At 70.8% G+C, this 18,782-nt stretch carries 14 protein-coding genes; 3 read left to right on the top strand and 11 right to left on the bottom strand.

From position 1 onward, the window contains the following. Nucleotides 1-17 precede the first annotated feature (17 nt). From AB0M87_RS09725 to AB0M87_RS09745, 5 genes are all read right to left on the bottom strand, one after another. The gene (locus AB0M87_RS09725; protein WP_365851370.1) at nucleotides 18-1,106 is read right to left on the bottom strand and encodes a hypothetical protein; all 1,089 of its coding nucleotides are present in this window, start codon (nucleotides 1,104-1,106) and stop codon (nucleotides 18-20) included. A 113-nt stretch (nucleotides 1,107-1,219) separates the two neighbouring features. Continuing rightward, a complete protein-coding gene (locus tag AB0M87_RS09730; RefSeq protein WP_365851371.1) occupies nucleotides 1,220-1,870 on the bottom strand; it encodes a thymidine kinase in 651 nt (216 codons plus the stop codon). Between the two features lie 61 nt (nucleotides 1,871-1,931). Then, entirely contained in the window at nucleotides 1,932-3,119 is a 1,188-nt protein-coding gene (locus AB0M87_RS09735) for a nucleotide pyrophosphatase/phosphodiesterase family protein (protein WP_365851372.1), read from the bottom strand. Continuing rightward, nucleotides 3,119-3,706: a DUF5998 family protein gene (locus tag AB0M87_RS09740; protein ID WP_328536250.1), complete on the bottom strand. Its 588-nt coding sequence runs from the start codon at nucleotides 3,704-3,706 to the stop codon at nucleotides 3,119-3,121. Before AB0M87_RS09740 ends, AB0M87_RS09735 begins: the two co-directional genes overlap by 1 nt. A 54-nt stretch (nucleotides 3,707-3,760) precedes the next feature. Beyond that, nucleotides 3,761-6,586, bottom strand: coding sequence for a GNAT family N-acetyltransferase (locus AB0M87_RS09745; protein WP_365851373.1), 2,826 nt, complete (start codon nucleotides 6,584-6,586; stop codon nucleotides 3,761-3,763). A gap of 126 nt (nucleotides 6,587-6,712) precedes the next feature. On the opposite strand from AB0M87_RS09745, the gene AB0M87_RS09750 reads away from it, so the two are divergent. Continuing rightward, nucleotides 6,713-6,994, top strand: coding sequence for an HPr family phosphocarrier protein (locus AB0M87_RS09750; protein WP_365851374.1), 282 nt, complete (start codon nucleotides 6,713-6,715; stop codon nucleotides 6,992-6,994). A gap of 174 nt (nucleotides 6,995-7,168) precedes the next feature. Here the strand turns inward: AB0M87_RS09750 and AB0M87_RS09755 are convergent, their stop codons facing one another. The 4 genes from AB0M87_RS09755 to AB0M87_RS09770 form a co-directional block, all read right to left on the bottom strand. Then, nucleotides 7,169-7,846, bottom strand: a complete 678-nt coding sequence (locus AB0M87_RS09755) for a GntR family transcriptional regulator (protein WP_365851375.1) — start codon at nucleotides 7,844-7,846, stop codon at nucleotides 7,169-7,171. 143 nt (nucleotides 7,847-7,989) lie between these two features. After that, nucleotides 7,990-8,751, bottom strand: a complete 762-nt coding sequence (locus tag AB0M87_RS09760) for a M23 family metallopeptidase (protein WP_365851376.1) — start codon at nucleotides 8,749-8,751, stop codon at nucleotides 7,990-7,992. A 316-nt stretch (nucleotides 8,752-9,067) separates the two neighbouring features. Continuing rightward, nucleotides 9,068-10,459 carry a pitrilysin family protein gene (locus tag AB0M87_RS09765; RefSeq protein ID WP_365851377.1) on the bottom strand — a complete coding sequence of 464 codons (1,392 nt, stop codon included), beginning with the start codon at nucleotides 10,457-10,459 and terminating at the stop codon, nucleotides 9,068-9,070. Continuing rightward, nucleotides 10,456-11,829 (bottom strand): pitrilysin family protein, encoded by a 1,374-nt coding sequence (locus AB0M87_RS09770; protein WP_365851378.1) that lies wholly within the window; start codon nucleotides 11,827-11,829, stop codon nucleotides 10,456-10,458. The genes AB0M87_RS09765 and AB0M87_RS09770 overlap by 4 nt, the downstream gene beginning before the upstream one ends. A 170-nt stretch (nucleotides 11,830-11,999) precedes the next feature. On the opposite strand from AB0M87_RS09770, the gene AB0M87_RS09775 reads away from it, so the two are divergent. Then, a complete protein-coding gene (locus AB0M87_RS09775) occupies nucleotides 12,000-14,447 on the top strand; it encodes a DNA topoisomerase IV subunit A (RefSeq protein WP_365851379.1) in 2,448 nt (815 codons plus the stop codon). A 138-nt stretch (nucleotides 14,448-14,585) separates the two neighbouring features. Here the strand turns inward: AB0M87_RS09775 and AB0M87_RS09780 are convergent, their stop codons facing one another. Beyond that, nucleotides 14,586-15,731 carry a citrate synthase/methylcitrate synthase gene (locus tag AB0M87_RS09780; RefSeq protein ID WP_365851380.1) on the bottom strand — a complete coding sequence of 382 codons (1,146 nt, stop codon included), beginning with the start codon at nucleotides 15,729-15,731 and terminating at the stop codon, nucleotides 14,586-14,588. Between the two features lie 100 nt (nucleotides 15,732-15,831). On the opposite strand from AB0M87_RS09780, the gene AB0M87_RS09785 reads away from it, so the two are divergent. Next, nucleotides 15,832-17,112 carry a citrate/2-methylcitrate synthase gene (locus AB0M87_RS09785; protein ID WP_365851381.1) on the top strand — a complete coding sequence of 427 codons (1,281 nt, stop codon included), beginning with the start codon at nucleotides 15,832-15,834 and terminating at the stop codon, nucleotides 17,110-17,112. A 10-nt stretch (nucleotides 17,113-17,122) separates the two neighbouring features. On the opposite strand, the gene AB0M87_RS09790 is transcribed toward AB0M87_RS09785, so the two are convergent. Continuing rightward, a complete protein-coding gene (locus AB0M87_RS09790; RefSeq protein ID WP_365851383.1) occupies nucleotides 17,123-18,712 on the bottom strand; it encodes a glycoside hydrolase family 13 protein in 1,590 nt (529 codons plus the stop codon). Nucleotides 18,713-18,782: the final 70 nt, after the last annotated feature.

The following is an 18,782-nucleotide window of genomic DNA, read 5'->3' on the forward strand; positions in this document are numbered from 1 at the left end:
CCCCGACCAGCCTTCGGTCAGCGCGGTGCGCCGGCCCGGGTCACGGTGGGGGCAGCACCGGAAGCGCCGGCCCGGGCCGCTCGGCCCGGGCGCAAGGTCCACGGCACCGGCGCGGTGCTGGTCAGCCATTCATTGGCGACGAGCCGTCGGACGATGAAGCTCCGCAGCTCGCTCGGCTGGTCTCCCCAGCCCACACCCTCGCAGAGTTGCTTGCCGGAGGGACCGTGGCCGTGTTCGGCGCGGAAATTCGCGGCGAATCGGGCCGCCCGGGGGCCGCGGTCGGGGTGGCTGTTCTTCCACTCACCGTAAGCGGTGCGCACCCAGGACAGGAACGGCGGAGGCACCGGTTTGGCCATGAACGCCTCCGCCACCCGTTCCGTCGGCACGTCACACAGCGGGCACTGTTCGACCGCCTCCACATGCCTGCGCAACGCCGCACTCGCCTCTTCCTTCCACGCCTTCCAGCGCAGGAGGTCCGCGGCCGCTTGGTACTCGGGACTGAGGTACAGACCTGACAGGTGCCCAACGGTCTCGGCGAGACGGTACCTGCTGTCATCGAGTTCGGTCAGGAAGCCCTTAGTGAGCAGTTCGGGCAGCGCGGCCCGGCCGTCCTCGGGCAGATCATCGGGAAGAACGCCCTGGCGGTCGGGGGAGCTGTGGGCAGCGAGGAAGAGCGCTGCGAGCCTGGCTGCCGGCGAGGCCTTCTTGACCGGCTTCGCGGTGAGGGCCCGGGTGGTCCACCCCGAGACCCGGGACCGCATCAGCTTCCCGAAGGGCAGCCTGCGATCCGTCTCGTCCGTCAGGTCGGGCACCAGGATGGCCACCGGGGTAGCGGGATCGCCGCCCAGCAGGTCGCCCTGCGCCTGCCATCCCAGATCGGCGACGGCGGTGAGGGCTCCTTCCGCGTCGGTCAGCCGCAGGGACCGCAGGTCCTGGCCGGTGAGATTGCCGACTCCGCTCCGCGCGGCACGGATGGCGACGACCACCGCGAGAAGCTGCGCATCGGCGCCGGCCGGCGGCAACGACGCCACGTAGGTCAGCAGGCGACGGGCGGCTTCACCCTGCGCAGGCGTCAACAGGAAGGGCGGCGGAGCGTTCGTCACCACGGGCGCGGCCGAGGTCTGGGGCGAGAGCGGAGAAGGATGGGGCACGTCCTGTACAACGCGCCCACCGGGCCGAAGTCACCACGTCCGACCGCCGGAACGGAACATACGCACGCTCAGGCGGATGGGACCGGCAGGACATCCGGGGACAGCGCGCCGGCGCGGGACGAAACGCCGGTCATCCGGCGGCGGTGGTGACGGCGGCACAGGACCTCGTAGCCGATCTCCTCCGCCGAGTGGCTCACGTCACCGACCACCACCTGTGCGCCCTCCACCACCATCTCCCCGCCCACCGTGCGGGCGTTGTGGGTGGCCCGGGCGCCGCACCAGCACAGCGCCTCCACCTGGAGGCTCTCTATCCGGTCGGCCAGCTCGATCAGCCGCTGTGAGCCGGGGAAGAGCTTGGTCCGGAAATCCGTGGTGATGCCGAAGGCGAAGACGTCCAGTCCGAGGTCGTCCACGATCCGCGCAAGCTGGTCTATCTGCTCGGGCGCAAGGAACTGCGCCTCGTCCACGATCACGTAGTCGACCTTGCCGCCCTTCGACAGCTGGTCCACGACATACGCGAACACATCCATGCCCTCGGCGGCCTCGACCGCCTCCGTGACCAGGCCGAGGCGCGAGGAGAGCTTCCCCTCACCCGCCCGGTCGTCCCGGGTGAAGATCACCCCCCGGAGGCCACGGGCAGCGCGGTTGTGCCCGATCTGCAGTGCCAGTGTGCTCTTCCCGCAATCCATCGTTCCGGAGAAGAAGGCCAGCTCGGGCATAGGGGAGGGAGACCTTTCGGAGTCTGTTCGGGGTGCGGGCGCGCCGGGCCGGCGGCAGGGCCTACGAGCGTACTTCGAGGAGCGGGACGAGCTGCTCGACGGGGGTCATGGAACCGTGCATGCCGACCATGGCCGACTCGTTCGGCTCGCGCCGGGACGCGGTGATCACCACATCGGCGTGGGCGGCCGCGACCACGTCGCCGATCCGCCCGTACACCCGCTCGTCGACGGTGGGACCGAACCAGCCGGCCTCGATGGCCTGGTCACGGCTCGCCACCCAGAACTGCTCGCCGAGTACCTCACGCCAGACGGTCAGCACATCGGCCGCCGCACCGGGGACGGCATAGACGTGCCGGGCACGGCCCTCGCCGCCCAGCAGAGCGACGCCCGCGCTCAGCTCCCAGTCCTCGTCGAAGTCGATCCGGGACTCCTCGTCGAACGGGACGTCGATCATGCCGTGGTCGGCAGTGACATAGAGTGCGGAGCGCGGCGGAAGCTGCTCCGCGAGACGCTGGACCAGCCGGTCGACATACATCAGCTGCCCGCGCCAGGCATCCGACTCCATGCCGAAGCGGTGGCCCTTGCCGTCGACCTCGCTGTAGTAGGTGTAGATCAACGAGCGGTCGGCCGCACCGAGTTGGGCCGCGGCCAGGTCCACCCGGTCCTCCCCGGACAGCTGTCCGCGAAAGGTGCCACCGCTCAGCGCGACCTTGGTGAGCGGGGTGTGCTGGAAGTCCGGCGACGACACCTGAGCGGTGTGCACCCCCGCCGCGTCGGCGAGCTGGAAGACCGTGGGATACGGCTGCCAGACGTACGGATCGGTCCAGGGCTTCCAGCGCAGCTGGTTCATCAGCTCGCCGGTGTCCGGATTACGCGTGGTGTAGCCGGTGAGTCCGTGGGCTCCGGGCGGCAGGCCGGTGCCGACCGAGGCGAGCGAGGTCGCCGTGGTGGCGGGGAAACCGGCGGTCAGCGGACGGCCGGTGGAGCCGCGTGAGGTCGGCAGCAACGAGTGGAGGTAGGGGGCCTCGTCCGGGTGCGCCCGGATCTGCTCCCAACCGAGACCGTCGATCAGGAAGACGCAGTTCCGGTCGGCCGGCTGGAGTTCCGGGATCGCCGCGCTGAGGCCGGGAACGCCCTGGCCCGCGGCGAGGGTCGGCAGCAGATCGGCGAGCGATCCCGCGCCGTACTCCGGGACCGGGGCGGTGGAGAGGGCGAGCGGTTCGGGGTCGGGCCAGACAGGCTGGGCCATCAGCGGCCGGCTGCCGCGGTCGCCTCGGAGAGTGCCTGGGAGAAGGCCAGCGTCTGCCGGACGGTGTCCGGGCCGTCGCCTGCCTCGCTCACCCGCAGGCTCAGGTCGTCCGCGGTGGAACTGCCGGTGTAGCCGTGGTCCGCCTCGCAGTTGGGATCGCCACAGGCGGCGGGCTCCAGGTCGAGGCGGGCGACCGCACCCCAGCCGATCGTCAGCACGACCTCGCGGGGCAGGGTGCCCGGGACGTACTTCTCCGGGTTGGCCACGACCCGGCTGAGGACCACCGAGGAGATCCGGTCCAGCTTCACGGACTCGGTGGAGGTGGTGGCGAACGGCGTGGGCGAGCCGCCGTCGGCGGCCTGCTCGTCGGTGTGGCTGACGATGAAACGGTTGCCCGTCAGGACGAGGACCGTGACGTGGCGTCGCACCTCGTTGGAATCGAAGGTCGTCTCCTGGTGCACCAGGTACGAAGCAACCGGCTCACTGCCGACAGCGGCCTCCACCGCCTCGGCCACGAGGGCCGGGTAATAGCCGCTGCGCTCGATCGCCGCGCGCAGCCCCTGGGTCGTCGTACCGGTCTTTGCCATGGGCTCCATCTTAGACCGACCGACAGAGAGGGGCGGCGGCCCTGCCGGGTGTGCTCAGTAGCTGGGGAGGCGGCGTGGGCCGAGGTCGCCGCGGGCGTGCGCGGGGGCCAGCCGTACCGAAGCGCCGAGCACGGAGAGGCCGGTGGGTCCGACGACGACCGGCTCGAGGGAGACCGAGACCACCTCCGGATGGTCGTCGACGAGGCGCGACACCCGGAGCAGCAGTTCTTCCAGTGCGGCGGTGTCCACCGGTGCCGAGCCGCGCCAGCCGAAGAGCAGCGGGGCCGTTCTGATGGTTCGGATCAGCTCGGCGGCATCGCGGTCGGTGGCGGGGATCAGGCGGTGCGCCGTGTCGCCGAGCAGTTCGGACGGTGCTCCGGCCAGTCCGAAGGACAGGACAGCGCCGACAGCCGTGTCGATCGCGGACCGTACGACGGTGTCGACGCCCCGGGGCACCATCGCCTGGACCACCGGGCGGACCTCGGCGGGCGCGCCGAGGGCGCCGGTCAGTTCGGCGTAGGCGCGGCGCAGTCCGGCCTCGGACGCGATGTCCAGGCGGACTCCACCGAGGTCGGGGCGGTGACGGAGGTGGGGGGCGGTGGCCTTCAGCGCGACGGGGTAGCCGAGAGCGGCCGCCGCTGCGACGGCGGCGTCGGCGTCCGGCGCCGGACGGACGGGCAGCACGCGGATGCCGTACAGGCCGAGGAGTTCGCAGGTGTCGTCGGTCGAGAGGGCCAGGCCACGGGCGACGTCGACGTGCGCGGTGTCGAGAAGTGCGTCGATCCGTGCCGCGGCGCCGGCCTCGTCGATGTCGTCGTATTCGGGAACCCGGCCGGCGTCGGCGGACTGACGGCGCCACTGCGCGTATCTGACGGCCTGGGCGAGCGCGCGGACGGCCCGCTCGGCGGCCGGGTATGCGGGGATACGGCGGGGACCGCCCCGGTGCGGGTCCACCGGGTCGGGGCCGGGGGCCGGGGCGGGCCCGGTGCTCTGCCCACCGGGCCGGGCGGGGGCGGGCTGCGCGGACGGCGCGGTGCTGGTGGCTGCCGCCAGCGCTTCGGCGAGGCCGCCGATCTCCAGGTGCACCACGGCCACCGGCTTGGCTGAGGGCGCCTGCGCCGCCGCCTCGCGGAGCGTGGCCGCGAGCAGCTCGCCGCCACCCGATTCCGTGGCGCCGTTCTCCCCCACCCAGGGGATCGCCGTGACCAGCACCGCGTCGCAGCCGTCGTCCGCCAGCGACCGGGCGAGCGCCTCCCGGAAGTCCTGCGGGGTGGCCCCCGTCGTCAGGTCGACGGGCGGCAGCGGGCGCAGACGTTCGGTGAGGCAGGCGTCGTAGGTCAGCAGTCCCAGCGACTCGGAATTGCCCAGGATGGCCACCCGCGGGCCGGCCGGCAACGGCTGGTCGGCGAGCAGCAGACCCGCGTCGACGAGTTCGGTGACCGTGTCGACCCTGATCACCCCCGCCTGTCGCAGCAGCGCCGAGACCGTGGCGTCCGGGATACGGGTGACCGGCACCGCGTGGCCCGGCGGAGCACTGCCGCTGTGCCGGGCGCCCTTGACCACGACGACCGGTTTCGCGGCTGCCGTGCGCCGGGCCAGCCGGGTGAACTTCCGGGGGTTGCCGATGGATTCGAGGTAGAGGAGGGCGACGTCGGTGTCCGCGTCGTCGTGCCAGTACTGCAGGAAGTCGTTGCCGGACAGATCTGCGCGGTTACCCGACGAGATGAACGAGGAGAGTCCCGCGCCGCGCCGGTGCAGCCCGGAGAGCAGGGCGATCCCGATGGCGCCGGACTGGGTGAAGAGCCCGATCCGGCCACGGGCCGGCGACTCGGGCGCCAGCGACGCGTTCAGCCGGACGGCTTCGGAGGTGTTGATGAGGCCGAAGGCGTTCGGGCCGATGATGCGCATCCCGTAGGAACGCGCCTGCCGTACGAGTTCTCGTTGGCGCCGCAGCCCTTCGGGGCCGCTTTCAGCATAACCGGCGGCCAGGACGACCAGCCCCTGCACGCCGCTCTTCCCGCAGTCGGCGACCGCGGCGGGGACGTGTTCGGCCGGCACTGCCACGACGGCGAGGTCCACGGTGTCGTCGATGCCGGCGACCGAGCGGTGGGCGGGGACACCGTCCACCTCCGTGAGGTCATCGGCGAAGGCGCGGTTCACGGCATGGACGCGGCCGGTGAATCCGGAGCCCAGAAGATTGCGCAGCACGGTCCGGCCCAATCCACCGGGCGCCCGGCCCGCGCCGACCACCGCCACCGCGCGGGGCGCCAGCAGCCGCTGCACCGAGCGGGCCTCGGCCCGCTGCTCCCGGGCGCGCTGCACGGCGAGGGACGCCTCGGTGGGTTCGAGGTCGAAAGTGAGATGGACCGAGCCGTCCTCGAAACTGCGCTTCTGCTCGTAGCCCGCGTCGGTGAAGACCTTGATCATCTTGTTGTTGGCGGGCAGTACCTCGGCGATGAACCGGCTCACCTCGCGCTCACGGGCGACCGCTGCGATGTGTTCGAGCAGCGCCGAGGCGACACCCCGTCCCTGGTGCGCGTCCTGGACGAGGAAGGCGACCTCGGCCTCGCCCTCGCCGATCCGGTCGTAGCGGACCGTCGCGATGAACTCGCCACCCACGGTCGCCGCGAGGCCCACCCGGTCGACGTAGTCGTGATGGGTGAAGCGATGGACGTCCTTGGCGGAGAGCCGGGGATACGGTGCGAAGAAGCGGTAGTACTTCGACTCGGGCGACACCTGCTCGTAGAAGCTGACGAGCCGCTCCGCGTCCTCGGTGGTGATCGGCCGGATCCTCGCGGTACCGCCGTCGCGCAGCACCACATCGGCTTCCCAGTGAGCCGGGTACACCTGGTGCGGGTTCTGCTCCAGCGGAGGCTGCATGGGGAAAGCGTACGGGTCACGGCGGTGGGAGGGGCGGTACAGTCGGGCACCGGGCAGGGCCCGAGCACCTCGGAGCGCATGCAAGAATGGTCTAGACAACTGCCAGAGAACTTGAAGGGCAACACCATGGCTGAGCGCCGCGTAAAGGTCGGTTGGGCCGAGGGTCTGCACGCCCGGCCGGCCTCCATTTTCGTCCGTGCCACCGCCGCTTCCGGCGTCCCGGTGACGATCGCGAAGGCCGACAGCAGTCCGGTCAACGCCGCGTCGATGCTCGCGGTGCTCGGCCTCGGCGCCGAGGGCGGCGAGGAGATCGTGCTCGCTTCGGACACGGAGGGCTCCGATGCCGCCCTGGATCGTCTGGCGAAGCTGGTCGCCGAGGGTCTCGACGAGCTCCCCGAGACCGTCTGACGACACCGCGCCGACCACCGGCGCCACCAGAGCCGCAGCCCCTTCTCCGGGCGCTGCGGCTTTGTTTTTTTCCGGCCGCCGGCCGGGAAAGGCCGATGAGCCGGATATAAAAGGGCAGCAGAAAACCCGGCTACCGCGTTACCGACCCGCGTTCTTCTGTATACGGCGCGATTGTTAATGCGGGCCACTCGCGGTGTTTACACCATGTTGCAAAGCCCTCACACCCGCCCGATTCCGCAGCCGGTACAGCGCGGTCCTCCGCTCGGCATGGCGTGCCGTCAGGAAGCGGGCCCGCTCCGCGTCGCGGCGTGCCACTGCCTCCGCGATCGCCCCGCACTCGGCCCAGAACTCGCCAGGATCAGCGGGCTGCTCAACGGTGTACATCCAGACGATCTTCTGTCCGAGCTGGGTGAGCAGTGCGGTCAACGCCACGCTTCCCGATGCCTGGGCAAGCGTCTCGTGGAACCACCCGCCCAGCGACCGCAGATCCTCGCCCTGTGCACGGCGGACCCGTTCCTGTCCCAGTCTCACCAGGCCCCGCAACACCTTGAGGTGGGCGTCGGTGCGGCGCTGGGCCGCCCCGGCCGCGCCCATGGGCTCCAGCAGTGTCCGTATCTCCAGCAGATCGGCGGCCTCCCGCTCGGTCGGCTCCGCGACACACGCACCGGCATGACGGCGGGTGACCACGAAGCCCTCGGACTCCAGGGTGCGCAGCGCTTCGCGCACCGGGACCCGGGAGACTCCGTAGCGGCGGGCGAGGGGCTCCTCGGTCAGCCGGCTGCCCTGTGCGAAGACACCCGCAATAATGTCGTCACGAATAGCCGTACACACCGAATGCGCGGGAATGCGCATGACCGAACCTCCGCCTTCATCCCCCGCGAAACGCGGTCGACCGACGCCTGTTCGGTGACTCTATGACAGGGCGGGTTAATTTCCGACGGCGTCCGGTAAACCGTGGATATCTTTTGGGACCGTCCGTCGTACGAATCCGTGCGTCAGACGTTGACGCCGTGCGAGCGGAGATAGCCGACGGGGTCGATGTCCGAGCCGTAGTCGGGGGCCGTGCGGGCCTCGAAGTGGAGGTGCGGACCGGTGGCGTTTCCGCTGGCACCGGAGAGACCGATCCGCTGGTTGGAGGTGACCGACTGACCGGTCGAGACGCCGATGGACGACAGGTGGCCGTACTGCGTGTAGCTGCCGTCGTTCATCTTGATGACGATGTTGTTGCCGTACGCGCCGCCCCAGCCGGCCTCGACGACGGTGCCCGCACCGACCGCGTGCACCACCGTGCCGCCGGCGGCGTGGAAGTCGATGCCGGTATGGCTGCCGGAGGACCACAGGCTGCCGCCGGTCCGGTAACCGGTGGAGACGTACGAGTTGGCTATCGGGACCACGTAGGCGTTCAGGCGCTTGCGGGCGGCTTCGCGCGCCGAGCGCTGGGCGGCCTCGCGTTCCTTCTCGGCCTTCGCTTCGGCCTTCGCTTCGGCCTTCGCCTTCGCGGCGGCCACGTCGGCCTCGTGCTGCTGTGCGGTGGCCTGGGCCTCGATCCGGTCGGCGACCGTGTCGCCGACGATGATGCTCCGGACGAGGTCGGCCCGGCTCGTGGCGGGGGCCTTTGCCTCGTCCGCCATGGCCGGCGAGGCAAGGCTTCCGATGACGCCCGCGGTGGCAAGAGTCGCGACGCCCGCGGCGGTCGCGGTCCTGCGGGCCGGCCGGTTCGGGGCACGGTGCTTACCGAGAGGGCGGGTGAACGCCATGGAGGTCTTGATCCTTTCGTTGGCTCTCGCCTACCGGGTCAGCGGCGGGGTCCCAGGCCGTCGACGGGGACTCGGCGATCGGTGTTCGGGCCACGGTTGCGGCCTGCGGAGGTGACGAACAGCGAGAGCGACCGTAAGGGGCTGGTCCTGGCGGGACCAAACGGACAAGAGGATGTGTCGCACATGCCACAGGACGGACGATCGATTCAGCCAACAAACCGGACATGCAACCGACCTGAGCCGGACACACCACCGGGGCTCCGGCGGCGCATTGGCCACCGGAGCCCCGGGGGGTGCTTCCGTTACTGCGAACGGCTCAGCCCGATACGACCGTCACCGCGCCGATTCCGAGTGCCTCGACGGGCTCCTTGATCTGCGCTGCGTCCCCGACCAGCACCGTCACCAGACGGTCCGCCGGGAAGGCGCTCACCACCGCGGCGGTCGCCTCGACCGTCCCGGTCGCGGCAAGCCGCGCATACAGCTGCGCCTGGAAGTCGTCCGGCAGGTGCTGCTCGACCTGGTCGGCGAGGGTGCCCGCGACGGCCGCGGCCGTCTCGTACTTGAGTGGAGCGACGCCCACCAGGTTCTGCACGGCGACATCCCGCTCGGCGTCGGTGAGACCGCCCGCCGCCAGGGTCCGCAGCACCGTCCAGAGGTCGTCGAGCGCCGGGCCCGTGGACTCGGTGTCCACCGAACCGCTGATCGCGAGCATCGCCGCACCGCTCCCGTCCGGGGCGGACCGGAGTACCTGGCCGAACGCGCGCACGCCGTAGGTGTAGCCCTTCTCCTCGCGCAGTACGCGGTCGAGACGGGACGTCAGGGTGCCGCCCAGGCAGTAGGTACCGAGAACCTGGGCGGGCCAGACGCGGTCGTGCCGGTCGGCGCCGATCCGGCCGATCAGCAGCTGGGTCTGCACGGCGCCCGGGCGGTCCACGATGACCACCCGGCCGGTGTCGTCCGCGGTGATCGGCGGTACCGGCCGCGGCGTGCCCGTGTTGCCCTGCCAGTCGCCCAGGGTTTCGGCGAGCACGGCGTCCAGATCGATCCCGGTGAAGTCACCGACGACCACCGCGGTGGCCGTCGCGGGCCGGACGTACCCCTCGTAGAAGGCGCGGACGGCGCCCGCGTCGATACGCGCGACCGTCTCCTCCGTGCCCTGGCGCGGACGCGACATCCGGGCGGCGGCCGGGAAGAGCTCCTTCGCGAGCTCCTTGGCCGCTCGGCGGGCCGGGTTGGCCTGCTCGTGCGGGATCTCGTCGAGCCGGTTGCCCACCAGACGCTCGACCTCGCTGTCGGCGAAGGCCGGCGCGCGCAGCGCGGCGGCGAGCAGGCCGAGCGCCTTGAGCAGCCGGGACACCGGGACCTCCAGGGAGATCCTGACGCCGGGATGGTCGGCGTGCGCGTCGAGTGTGGCGCCGCAGCGTTCCAGCTCGGCGGCGAACTCCTCCGCCGAGTGCTTGTCGGTGCCCTCGGAGAAGGCGCGCGCCATGATGGTGGCGACGCCGTCGAGTCCGTCCGGCTCGGCGTCCAGCGGGGCGTCGAGGTTGATCTCGACGGCCACGAGCTGCTGCCCGGGGCGGTCGCAGCGCAGCACGGTCAGACCGTTGGACAGGGTGGAGCGGACGGGAGCCGGAAACGCCCACGGCCTGGCGACACCCGGCTGGGGCTGCGGCTGGAAGGTCATGCTCACGGCTGCGGCATCGGTCACTGGTCCGCCTCGTCGTTCTCGTCGGTCGCGTCGTTCTCGGGCGCGCGGTTCTCTTCGGCTTCTTCGGCGGTGACGGGTTCGTACACCAGCACCGCCCTGTTGTCCGGGCGAAGGCGCGCCTTCGCTACCTCCTGGACCTCTTCCGCGGTGATGTCCAGCACCCGCTGGACTGCGGTCAGGGCGAGCTGCGGGTCATCGAACAGCACGGCGAACCTGCACAGTTCGTCGGCGCGGCCGGCGACCGTACCGAGCCGGTCCAGCCATTCGCGCTCCAGCTGCGCCTGGGCGCGCTCCATCTCCTCGGCCGTCGGGCCCTCGGCGGCGAAGCGGGCCAGTTCCTCGTCGACGGCCGCCTCGATGCGCGGTACCTCCACACCACCGGACGCCTTGACGTCCAGCCAGCCCAGCGAGGGCGCACCGGCCAGCCGCAGCAGGCCGAAGCCCGCGGCCACGGCCGTGCGGTCCCGGCGTACCAGGCGGTTGTGCAGCAGCGAGGACTCGCCGCCGCCCAGGATCGTCAGCGCGATGTCGGCGGCGTCGCAGGCCCGGGTGCCGTCCTGAGCAAGCCGGTAGGCGGCCATCAGGGCTCGCGAGGGCACCTCTTCGTGGATCTCTTCACGCAGCTCCGCCCCGACGATGTCGGGAAGGGACCCCTCCCGTGGCGGCTGCTTGCCGTCGTGGGAGGGAATCGTGCCGAAGTACTTCTCGACCCAGGCGAGCGTCTGCTCCGGGTCGATGTCGCCGACGACCGACAGGACCGCGTTGTTGGGCGCATAGTACGTGCGGAAGAAGGCCCGCGCGTCTTCCAGGGTCGCCGCGTCCAGGTCGGCCATCGAGCCGATCGGCGTGTGGTGGTAAGGATGGCCCTCCGGGTAGGACAGGGCGGTCAGCCGCTCGAAGGCCGTGCCGTAGGGCACGTTGTCGTAGCGCTGACGGCGCTCGTTCTTGACGACGTCCCGCTGGTTCTCCATCGACTCGTCGTCGAGCGCGGCGAGCAGCGAGCCCATCCGGTCCGCTTCCAGCCAGAGCGCCAGCTCCACCTGATGGGTGGGCATCGTCTCGAAGTAGTTGGTGCGCTCGAAGCTCGTGGTGCCGTTGAGCGACCCGCCGGCGCCCTGCACCAGTTCGAAGTGACCGTTGCCCTTGACCTGTGCGGAACCCTGGAACATCAGGTGCTCGAAAAGGTGAGCAAGTCCGGTACGCCCCTTGACCTCGTGGCGTGAACCGACGTCGTACCAGAGGCAGACCGCGGCGACCGGGGTCAGGTGGTCCTCGGAGAGCACCACCCGCAGGCCATTGGCCAGCCGGTGCTCGGTCGCTGTCAGGCCGCCGGAACCGGCCTCGGCTGTGGCCGTGTGACCCATGGGCATGTACGTCCCTTCGATCGCGTGTGTGACCGCGTTGAATGCAGTGCTGCCACTGTATGCAAGCGCACTCACAGCTGGCTAAGTTCCCGGGTCGCGGTCGGCGTTGTCAGTGGGACGGTCCACAATGGTCGGCGTCACTACCAGACCAGGCACGTGAAGGAGCCGCAGCAGCGATGGCCCGCCGCAGCACGAAGACCCCGCCGCCGGAGGACTTCGAGGAGAAGATCCTCGACATCGACGTGGTCGATGAAATGCAGGGCTCCTTCCTCGAGTACGCGTACTCGGTGATCTACTCACGGGCCCTGCCGGACGCCCGTGACGGTATGAAGCCCGTACACCGGCGCATTCTCTACCAGATGAACGAGATGGGGCTGCGGCCCGACCGCGGCTACGTGAAGTGCGCCCGGGTCGTCGGCGAGGTCATGGGCAAGCTGCATCCGCACGGCGACGCCTCGATCTACGACGCACTGGTGCGGTTGTCGCAGTCCTTCTCGATGCGCCTCCCGCTGGTCGACGGGCATGGCAACTTCGGTTCCCTGGGCAACGACGACCCGCCGGCCGCCATGCGGTACACCGAGTGCCGGATGGCCGACGCGACCTCGCTGATGACGGAGTCGATCGACGAGGACACCGTCGATTTCGAGCCGAACTACGACGGCCAGGAACGCGAGCCCGGGGTGCTCCCGGCGGCCTATCCGAACCTGCTGGTCAACGGCTCTTCGGGGATCGCGGTCGGGATGGCGACCAACATGCCGCCGCACAATCTGGGCGAGATCATCGCCGCCGCCCGCCACCTGATCAAGCACCCGGGCGCGGACCTCGAGACCCTGATGCGCTTCGTGCCGGGACCCGATCTGCCGACCGGCGGCCGGATCGTGGGACTCGACGGCATCAAGGACGCGTACGAGAAGGGCCGGGGCAGCTTCAAGATCCGTGCCACCGCCACCGTGCAGGACGTCACGCCGCGGCGCAAAGGCATCGTCGTCACCGAACTGCCGTTCGCCGTCGGACCGGAAAAGGTCCGCGCCAAGATCAAGGACCTGGTCGGCTCGAAGAAGCTGCAGGGCATCGCCGACCTGAAGGACCTCACCGACCGCTCGCACGGCCTGCGCCTGGTCATCGAGATCAAGAACGGCTTCGTTCCGGAGGCGGTGCTCGAGCAGCTCTACAAGCTCACCCCGATGGAGGAATCCTTCGGCATCAACAATGTGGCGCTGGTCGACGGACAACCGCTGACGCTGGGTCTCAAGGAGCTCCTCGAGGTCTATCTCGACCACCGCTTCTCGGTGGTCAGGCGCCGCAGCGAGTTCCGCCGGGGCAAGCGCCGGAACCGCCTGCATCTGGTCCTCGGCCTGCTGGTGGCTCTGCTCGACATCGACGAGGTCATCCGCCTCATCCGGTCCAGCGACAACTCCGCCCAGGCCAAGGAGCGGCTGATCTCGCACTTCTCGCTGAGCGAGACGCAGACGCAGTACATCCTGGACACACCGCTGCGCCGGCTCACCAAGTTCGACCGGATCGAGCTGGAGAGCGAGCGCGACCGGCTCAACAGCGAGATCGACGAGCTGACGAAGATCCTGGACTCCGACGCGGAGCTGCGCAAGCTCGTCTCCGCCGAACTCGCCGCAGTGGCCAAGAAGTACTCCACCGACCGGCGCACGGTCCTCCTGGAGTCGGCGGGCACGCCCATCGCCGCGGCTTCCCTGGAGGTCGCCGACGACCCGTGCCGGGTGCTGCTGTCATCGACCGGCCTGCTGGCCCGTACGGCGAACGCGGAACCGCCGAACGCGGAAGGCCAGAAGCGCACCAAGCACGATGTGGTGGTCTCCGCCATTCCGGCGACGGCGCGCGGCGACATCGGTGTGGTCACCTCGGCCGGCCGGCTGCTGCGGCTGGCGGTGATCGACCTGCCGCAGCTCCCGGACACCGCCGCCGCGCCGAATCTGGCGGGCGGGGCGCCGATCTCGGAGTTCGTCTCCCTCACGGATGACGAGTCGGTGGTCTGTCTCACCACGCTCGACGAGTCGTCGCCCGGTCTGGCGATCGGTACCGAACAGGGCATCGTCAAGCGGGTAGTGCCCGACTACCCGGCGAACAAGGACGAGTTGGAGGTCATCGGCCTCCGGGACGGCGACCGGATCGTCGGCGCGGCCGAGCTGCGGACCGGCGAGGAGGACCTCGTCTTCATCACCGATGACGCCCAGCTGCTGCGCTATCCGGCGGGGCACGTGCGGCCGCAGGGCCGCCCGGCGGGCGGTATGGCAGGTATCAAGCTGAGTGCCGGCGCCAAGGTGATCTCGTTCACCGCGGTGGACCCGGCGGCTGACGCCGCGGTGTTCACGGTCGCGAGCTCGCACGGCACCCTGGACGACTCGGTGCGTACGGCGAAACTGACTCCGTTCGATCAGTACCCGCGCAAGGGGCGGGCCACCGGCGGGGTGCGTTGCCAGCGCTTCCTGAAGGGTGAGGACCTACTGGTGCTGGCCTGGGCGGGCGAGACGCCGGTGCGGGCTGCCGCGGCGAACGGCGCACCCGCCGAGCTGCCGGAGCCCGACCCGCGCCGGGACGGCTCGGGGGTCCCCCTGGCCTCGCCGGTCGCCACGCTCGCGGGCCCGGTGTAGCCGGTCCGGCTCAGGGGCTGAGCCGGCTCCCTCGCCGGAGGCGGAAAGCCAGAGCCGTACCGCGGGACACCCCGCCCGGATTCGGGGCGGGGCCCCCGCGGTACCGGCTCCCGGCACCGCCCCGGATCAGGAGCCCGGTCAGCTCCGTACGGCCGCCGGCACCGGCTGCGGCGGGGGCGGCCCCACGTAGCGCGCCGCCGGGCGGATGATCTTTGAGTCCGCCGCCTGCTCCAGGATGTTCGCGCTCCACCCCACGACGCGCGCCGCGCAGAAGGTCGGGGTGAACATCTCGCGCGGCAGCCCGCACAGTTCCATGACGACACCTGCGTAGAACTCGACGTTGGTGTGCAGTTCACGGCCCGGTTTGAGCTCCGCCAGGATGGCCTCCACCCGCTCCTCGACCTGGACGGCGAAGTCCACCAGCGGACCGCCGAACTGCTGGGCGATCCCGCGCAGCATCCGGGAACGCGGGTCCTCGGTGCGGTAGACGGCGTGGCCGAAGCCCATGATCCGTTCCCCCGCTGTCACCTTTTCGCGGACCCAGGCGTCGATACGGTCCGGGCTTCCGATGGCATCGAGGGTGTCGAGGGCCCGGCTGGGCGCGCCACCGTGCAGCGGCCCCGACAGCGCACCGACCGCGCCGACCAGGCAGGCCGCCATATCGGCGCCGGTGGAGGCGATGACCCGCGCGGTGAAGGTCGAGGCATTGAAACCGTGGTCGACGGTGGAGATCAGATACTGCTCCACGGCTCGGGCCCGGACCGGGTCCGGCTCCGAACCGGTCAGCATGTAGAGGTAGTTCGCCGCATACGGCAGGTCGTCACGCGGCTCCACCGGATCGAGTCCCCGGCCGATCCGGTGCAGTGCGGTCAGCAGGGTCGGGACGGCCGCACAGACGGTGAGCGCGTCAGCGGTGCGCCGGCCGGCGTCGATGTCGTACACCGGCCGGAAGCCCGCTGACGCGCCGAGCAGGGAGAGCGCGGTGCGCAGACCGGCGAGCGGGCCGGAGCCCGCCCGGGCGATCAGGGGCAGCGCGTCGCGCACCTCGGCGGGGAGCCGGCGCATGGCGGCGGTCCTCGCGGTGAAACCCGTGCGTTCGGCGGTCCCCGGCAGCTCGCCGTGGACCATCAGGTACCAGACGTCCTCGAACGTGCGGGCCTGTGCGAGATCGATCGCCGAGTACTGACGGTAGTGATAGAACCCCTCGCGGCCGCGGACGTCACCTATCCCGGTGTCCGTGACGACGACACCCGCGAGTCCACGCGGAGCGGTGATGGTGGACATGGCTTCCTCCCACGATTCGCACTCTGTATTGAATCGACTGTCCATCCTTGACTAGAATCCTGTCAACATTGATTGAATCAATATGAAGGCGGCACGTCACATGACGGATCAGTCAGCCGAGGCGGAAGGCGAACGGCTCACCACCCGGGAGGCAGCCGACCGGCTCGGGGTGAAGCCGGAGACGGTGTACGCGTACGTCAGCCGCGGTCTGCTCCGCAGCCGGCGTGCACCGGGCGGGCGCGGCAGCACCTTCGACGCCAGGGAGGTGACGGCGCTGGCCCGGCGTGCGGGCCGTCGGGAGCCTCAGCCGGCCGGAACCGAACTCGCCTTCCGCACCGGCGTCACGCTGATCGATCCGGAGACCGGGCGCTACTTCTTCCGCGGCGTGGACGCGACGGAACTCGCCGGCCGGTACGGCTACGAAGAGGTGGCCGAGTGGCTGTGGACCGGGACCATCCGCCCCGGGACACGGTTCGCCGCCCCCCCGGAAGCGCTGGAGGCCGGGTGCCGGGCCGTGGCCGCACTGCCGGCGCACGCCACATCGATGGACCGGCTGCGGACGGTCACGGTCGCGGTGGCAGCAGCCGATCCGCTCCGCTTCGACCTCTCGACCGACGCCGTGCTCGGTACCGCCCGCAGCCTGGTCCCCACCCTGGTGGGCGCACTGCCGGTGGTCGGCGGTCCAGGTCCGCGGGGCGACGGGGAACGCGACGGACTGGCGCGCGGACTCTGGTCACGGCTGACCACGCAGCCGCCCGACGCGGCCTCGCTCCGGGTGCTCGACACGGCACTTGTGCTGCTCATCGACCACGATCTGGCCGCATCGACACTGGCTGCCCGAGTCGCCGCCTCCGCCCGGGCGCATCCGTACGCCGTGGTCTCCGCAGGGCTCGGCGCCCTGGAAGGACCCTTGCACGGAGCCGCGAGCGGGCTGGCCCACCGGATGCTGGCCGAAGCCCTGGAGCGGGGCGGTGCCGCACCGGTCGTGGCGGACCATCTGCGGTCGGGGCGCCGCGTGCCGGGGCTCGGGCACCGGCTCTACCGCGGGGAGGACCCTCGCGCCCGGGCGCTGTTCGCACTGCTCGAAGACGTACCGCGGGCCGGCCCTGCCCTGGCAGCGGCCCGGGACGTGGTGGCGACAACGGCTCGCCACACCGCGTTGCAGGCCAATGTCGATCTGGCACTCGCGGTGCTTTCGGTGTCGGCGGGCATGCCGGCGGAGGGCGGGGAGACGATCTTCGCCGTGGCGAGAACCGCGGGCTGGATCGCCCATGCGCTGGAGGAGTACGCGGAGCGACCACTGCGGCTGCGCCCCAGTGGTCAGTACCACGGCCCACGCCCGCCTCAGCCGTTGCCCGGGCCCGCACCCACGGGGGCGTGAGGCCGTGAGGTCAGACCCGCAGCCAGACCGCCGTGTCCTGCGGGAGCCGACCTCGGTCGTCCAGCGGGCCGCTGGTGAGCAGGACCTGCGCATGACCGGGAAGTTCGGCGGGCTCGGCAGCGAGGTTGACGACGCAGCGCAGGCCGTCGGACCGGGCGAAGGAGAGAACACCTTCCGCGGCCGGCAGCCAGCTCAGTGCGACGCCCTTGAAACCGGCCTCGGCACGGCGCAGCCGCAGGGCCGTGCGGTACAGCGACAGCATCGAAGACGGGTCTCCGGCCTGGACTTCGGCGGCATAAGCCGACCAGCCTGCCGGCTGCGGAAGCCAGGGCTCGGCGGCCGGCGCCTCGGTTGTCCAGGGCAGTGGCACCCGGCATCCGTCCCGGCCCGGGTCGCTGCCGCCGGAGCGGAAGTGCATCGGGTCCTGAATCCGGTCCAGCGGGATCTCGGCCTCGGGCAGTCCCAGCTCCTCGCCCTGGTAGAGATAGACCGAACCGGGCAGGGCGAGCGAGAGCAGCGCCGCGGCACGGGCCCTGCGGGTGCCCAGCTCCAGGTCGGTAGGGGTACTGAAGGTCTTGGTCGCGAAGTCGAACCCGGTGTCCGCCCGCCCGTAGCGGGTGACCGTACGCGTCACGTCGTGATTGCACAGCACCCACGTCGCCGGAGCGCCGACCGGTGCGTGCTCGGCGAGCGTCCCCTCGATGGCGCCGCGCAGTCGGCCGGCATCCCACGGGCAGGACAGGAAGGTGAAGTTGAAGGCGGTGTGCAGTTCGTCCGGGCGCAGGTAGCGTGCGAAGCGCTCGGAGTCGGGCAGCCAGACCTCGCCGACGAAGACGCCGCCGTACTCGTCGGCGACGGCACGCCATGAGCGGTAGACGTCGTGGATCTCATCCTGGTCGACATACGGGTGCGGATCGCGGCCCTCCACGAAGTCGGGCAGCCCCTCGGCCTTGGTGAGCAGCGCCGCGGAGTCGATCCGTACTCCGGCGACACCTCGCTCGAACCAGAAGCGCAACACGTCCTCGTGTTCTTTGCGGACCACTGGGTGGGCCCAGTTGAGGTCGGGCTGCTCGGGCGCGAAGAGGTGGAGGTACCACTCACCGTCCTCGACGCGGGTCCAGGTGGATCCGGCGAACTGCGACGGCCAGTCGTTGGGCGCCAGTTCACCGTTCTCGCCGCGCCCCGGCCTGAAGTGGAACAGCTCGCGCTCCGGGCTGCCGGGGCCGGCCGCCAGCGCCGCCCTGAACCAGGCGTGCTGGTCGGATACGTGGTTGGGCACGATGTCGACGATGGTACGGATGCCCAGTTCACGGGCCTCGGCGATGAGCTTCTCGGCCTCGCCGAGGGTGCCGAAGGCGGGGTCGATGGTGCGGTAGTCGGCCACGTCGTAGCCGCCGTCGGCGAGCGGCGAGAGGTACCAGGGCGTGAACCAGAGGGCGTCGACGCCGAGCTCGGCGAGGTACGGCAGTTTGCTCCGCACGCCCGCCAGATCACCGGTGCCGTCACCGTCCGCGTCGGCAAAACTGCGGACGTACACCTCGTAGATGGCGGCGGTTCGCCACCAGTCTTCGGTGGCCTCGGACGGGCGGATGTCTGCCACGTGACGGTCCTTTCGGGCAGGTGGGACTCCGCCGCCGGCCCCGGACAGCGGGGCGCCGGTGAAGGGCCGG

This window comes from Streptomyces sp. NPDC051320 (genome assembly GCF_040682175.1).
In the GTDB taxonomy this organism is placed as follows: domain Bacteria; phylum Actinomycetota; class Actinomycetes; order Streptomycetales; family Streptomycetaceae; genus Streptomyces.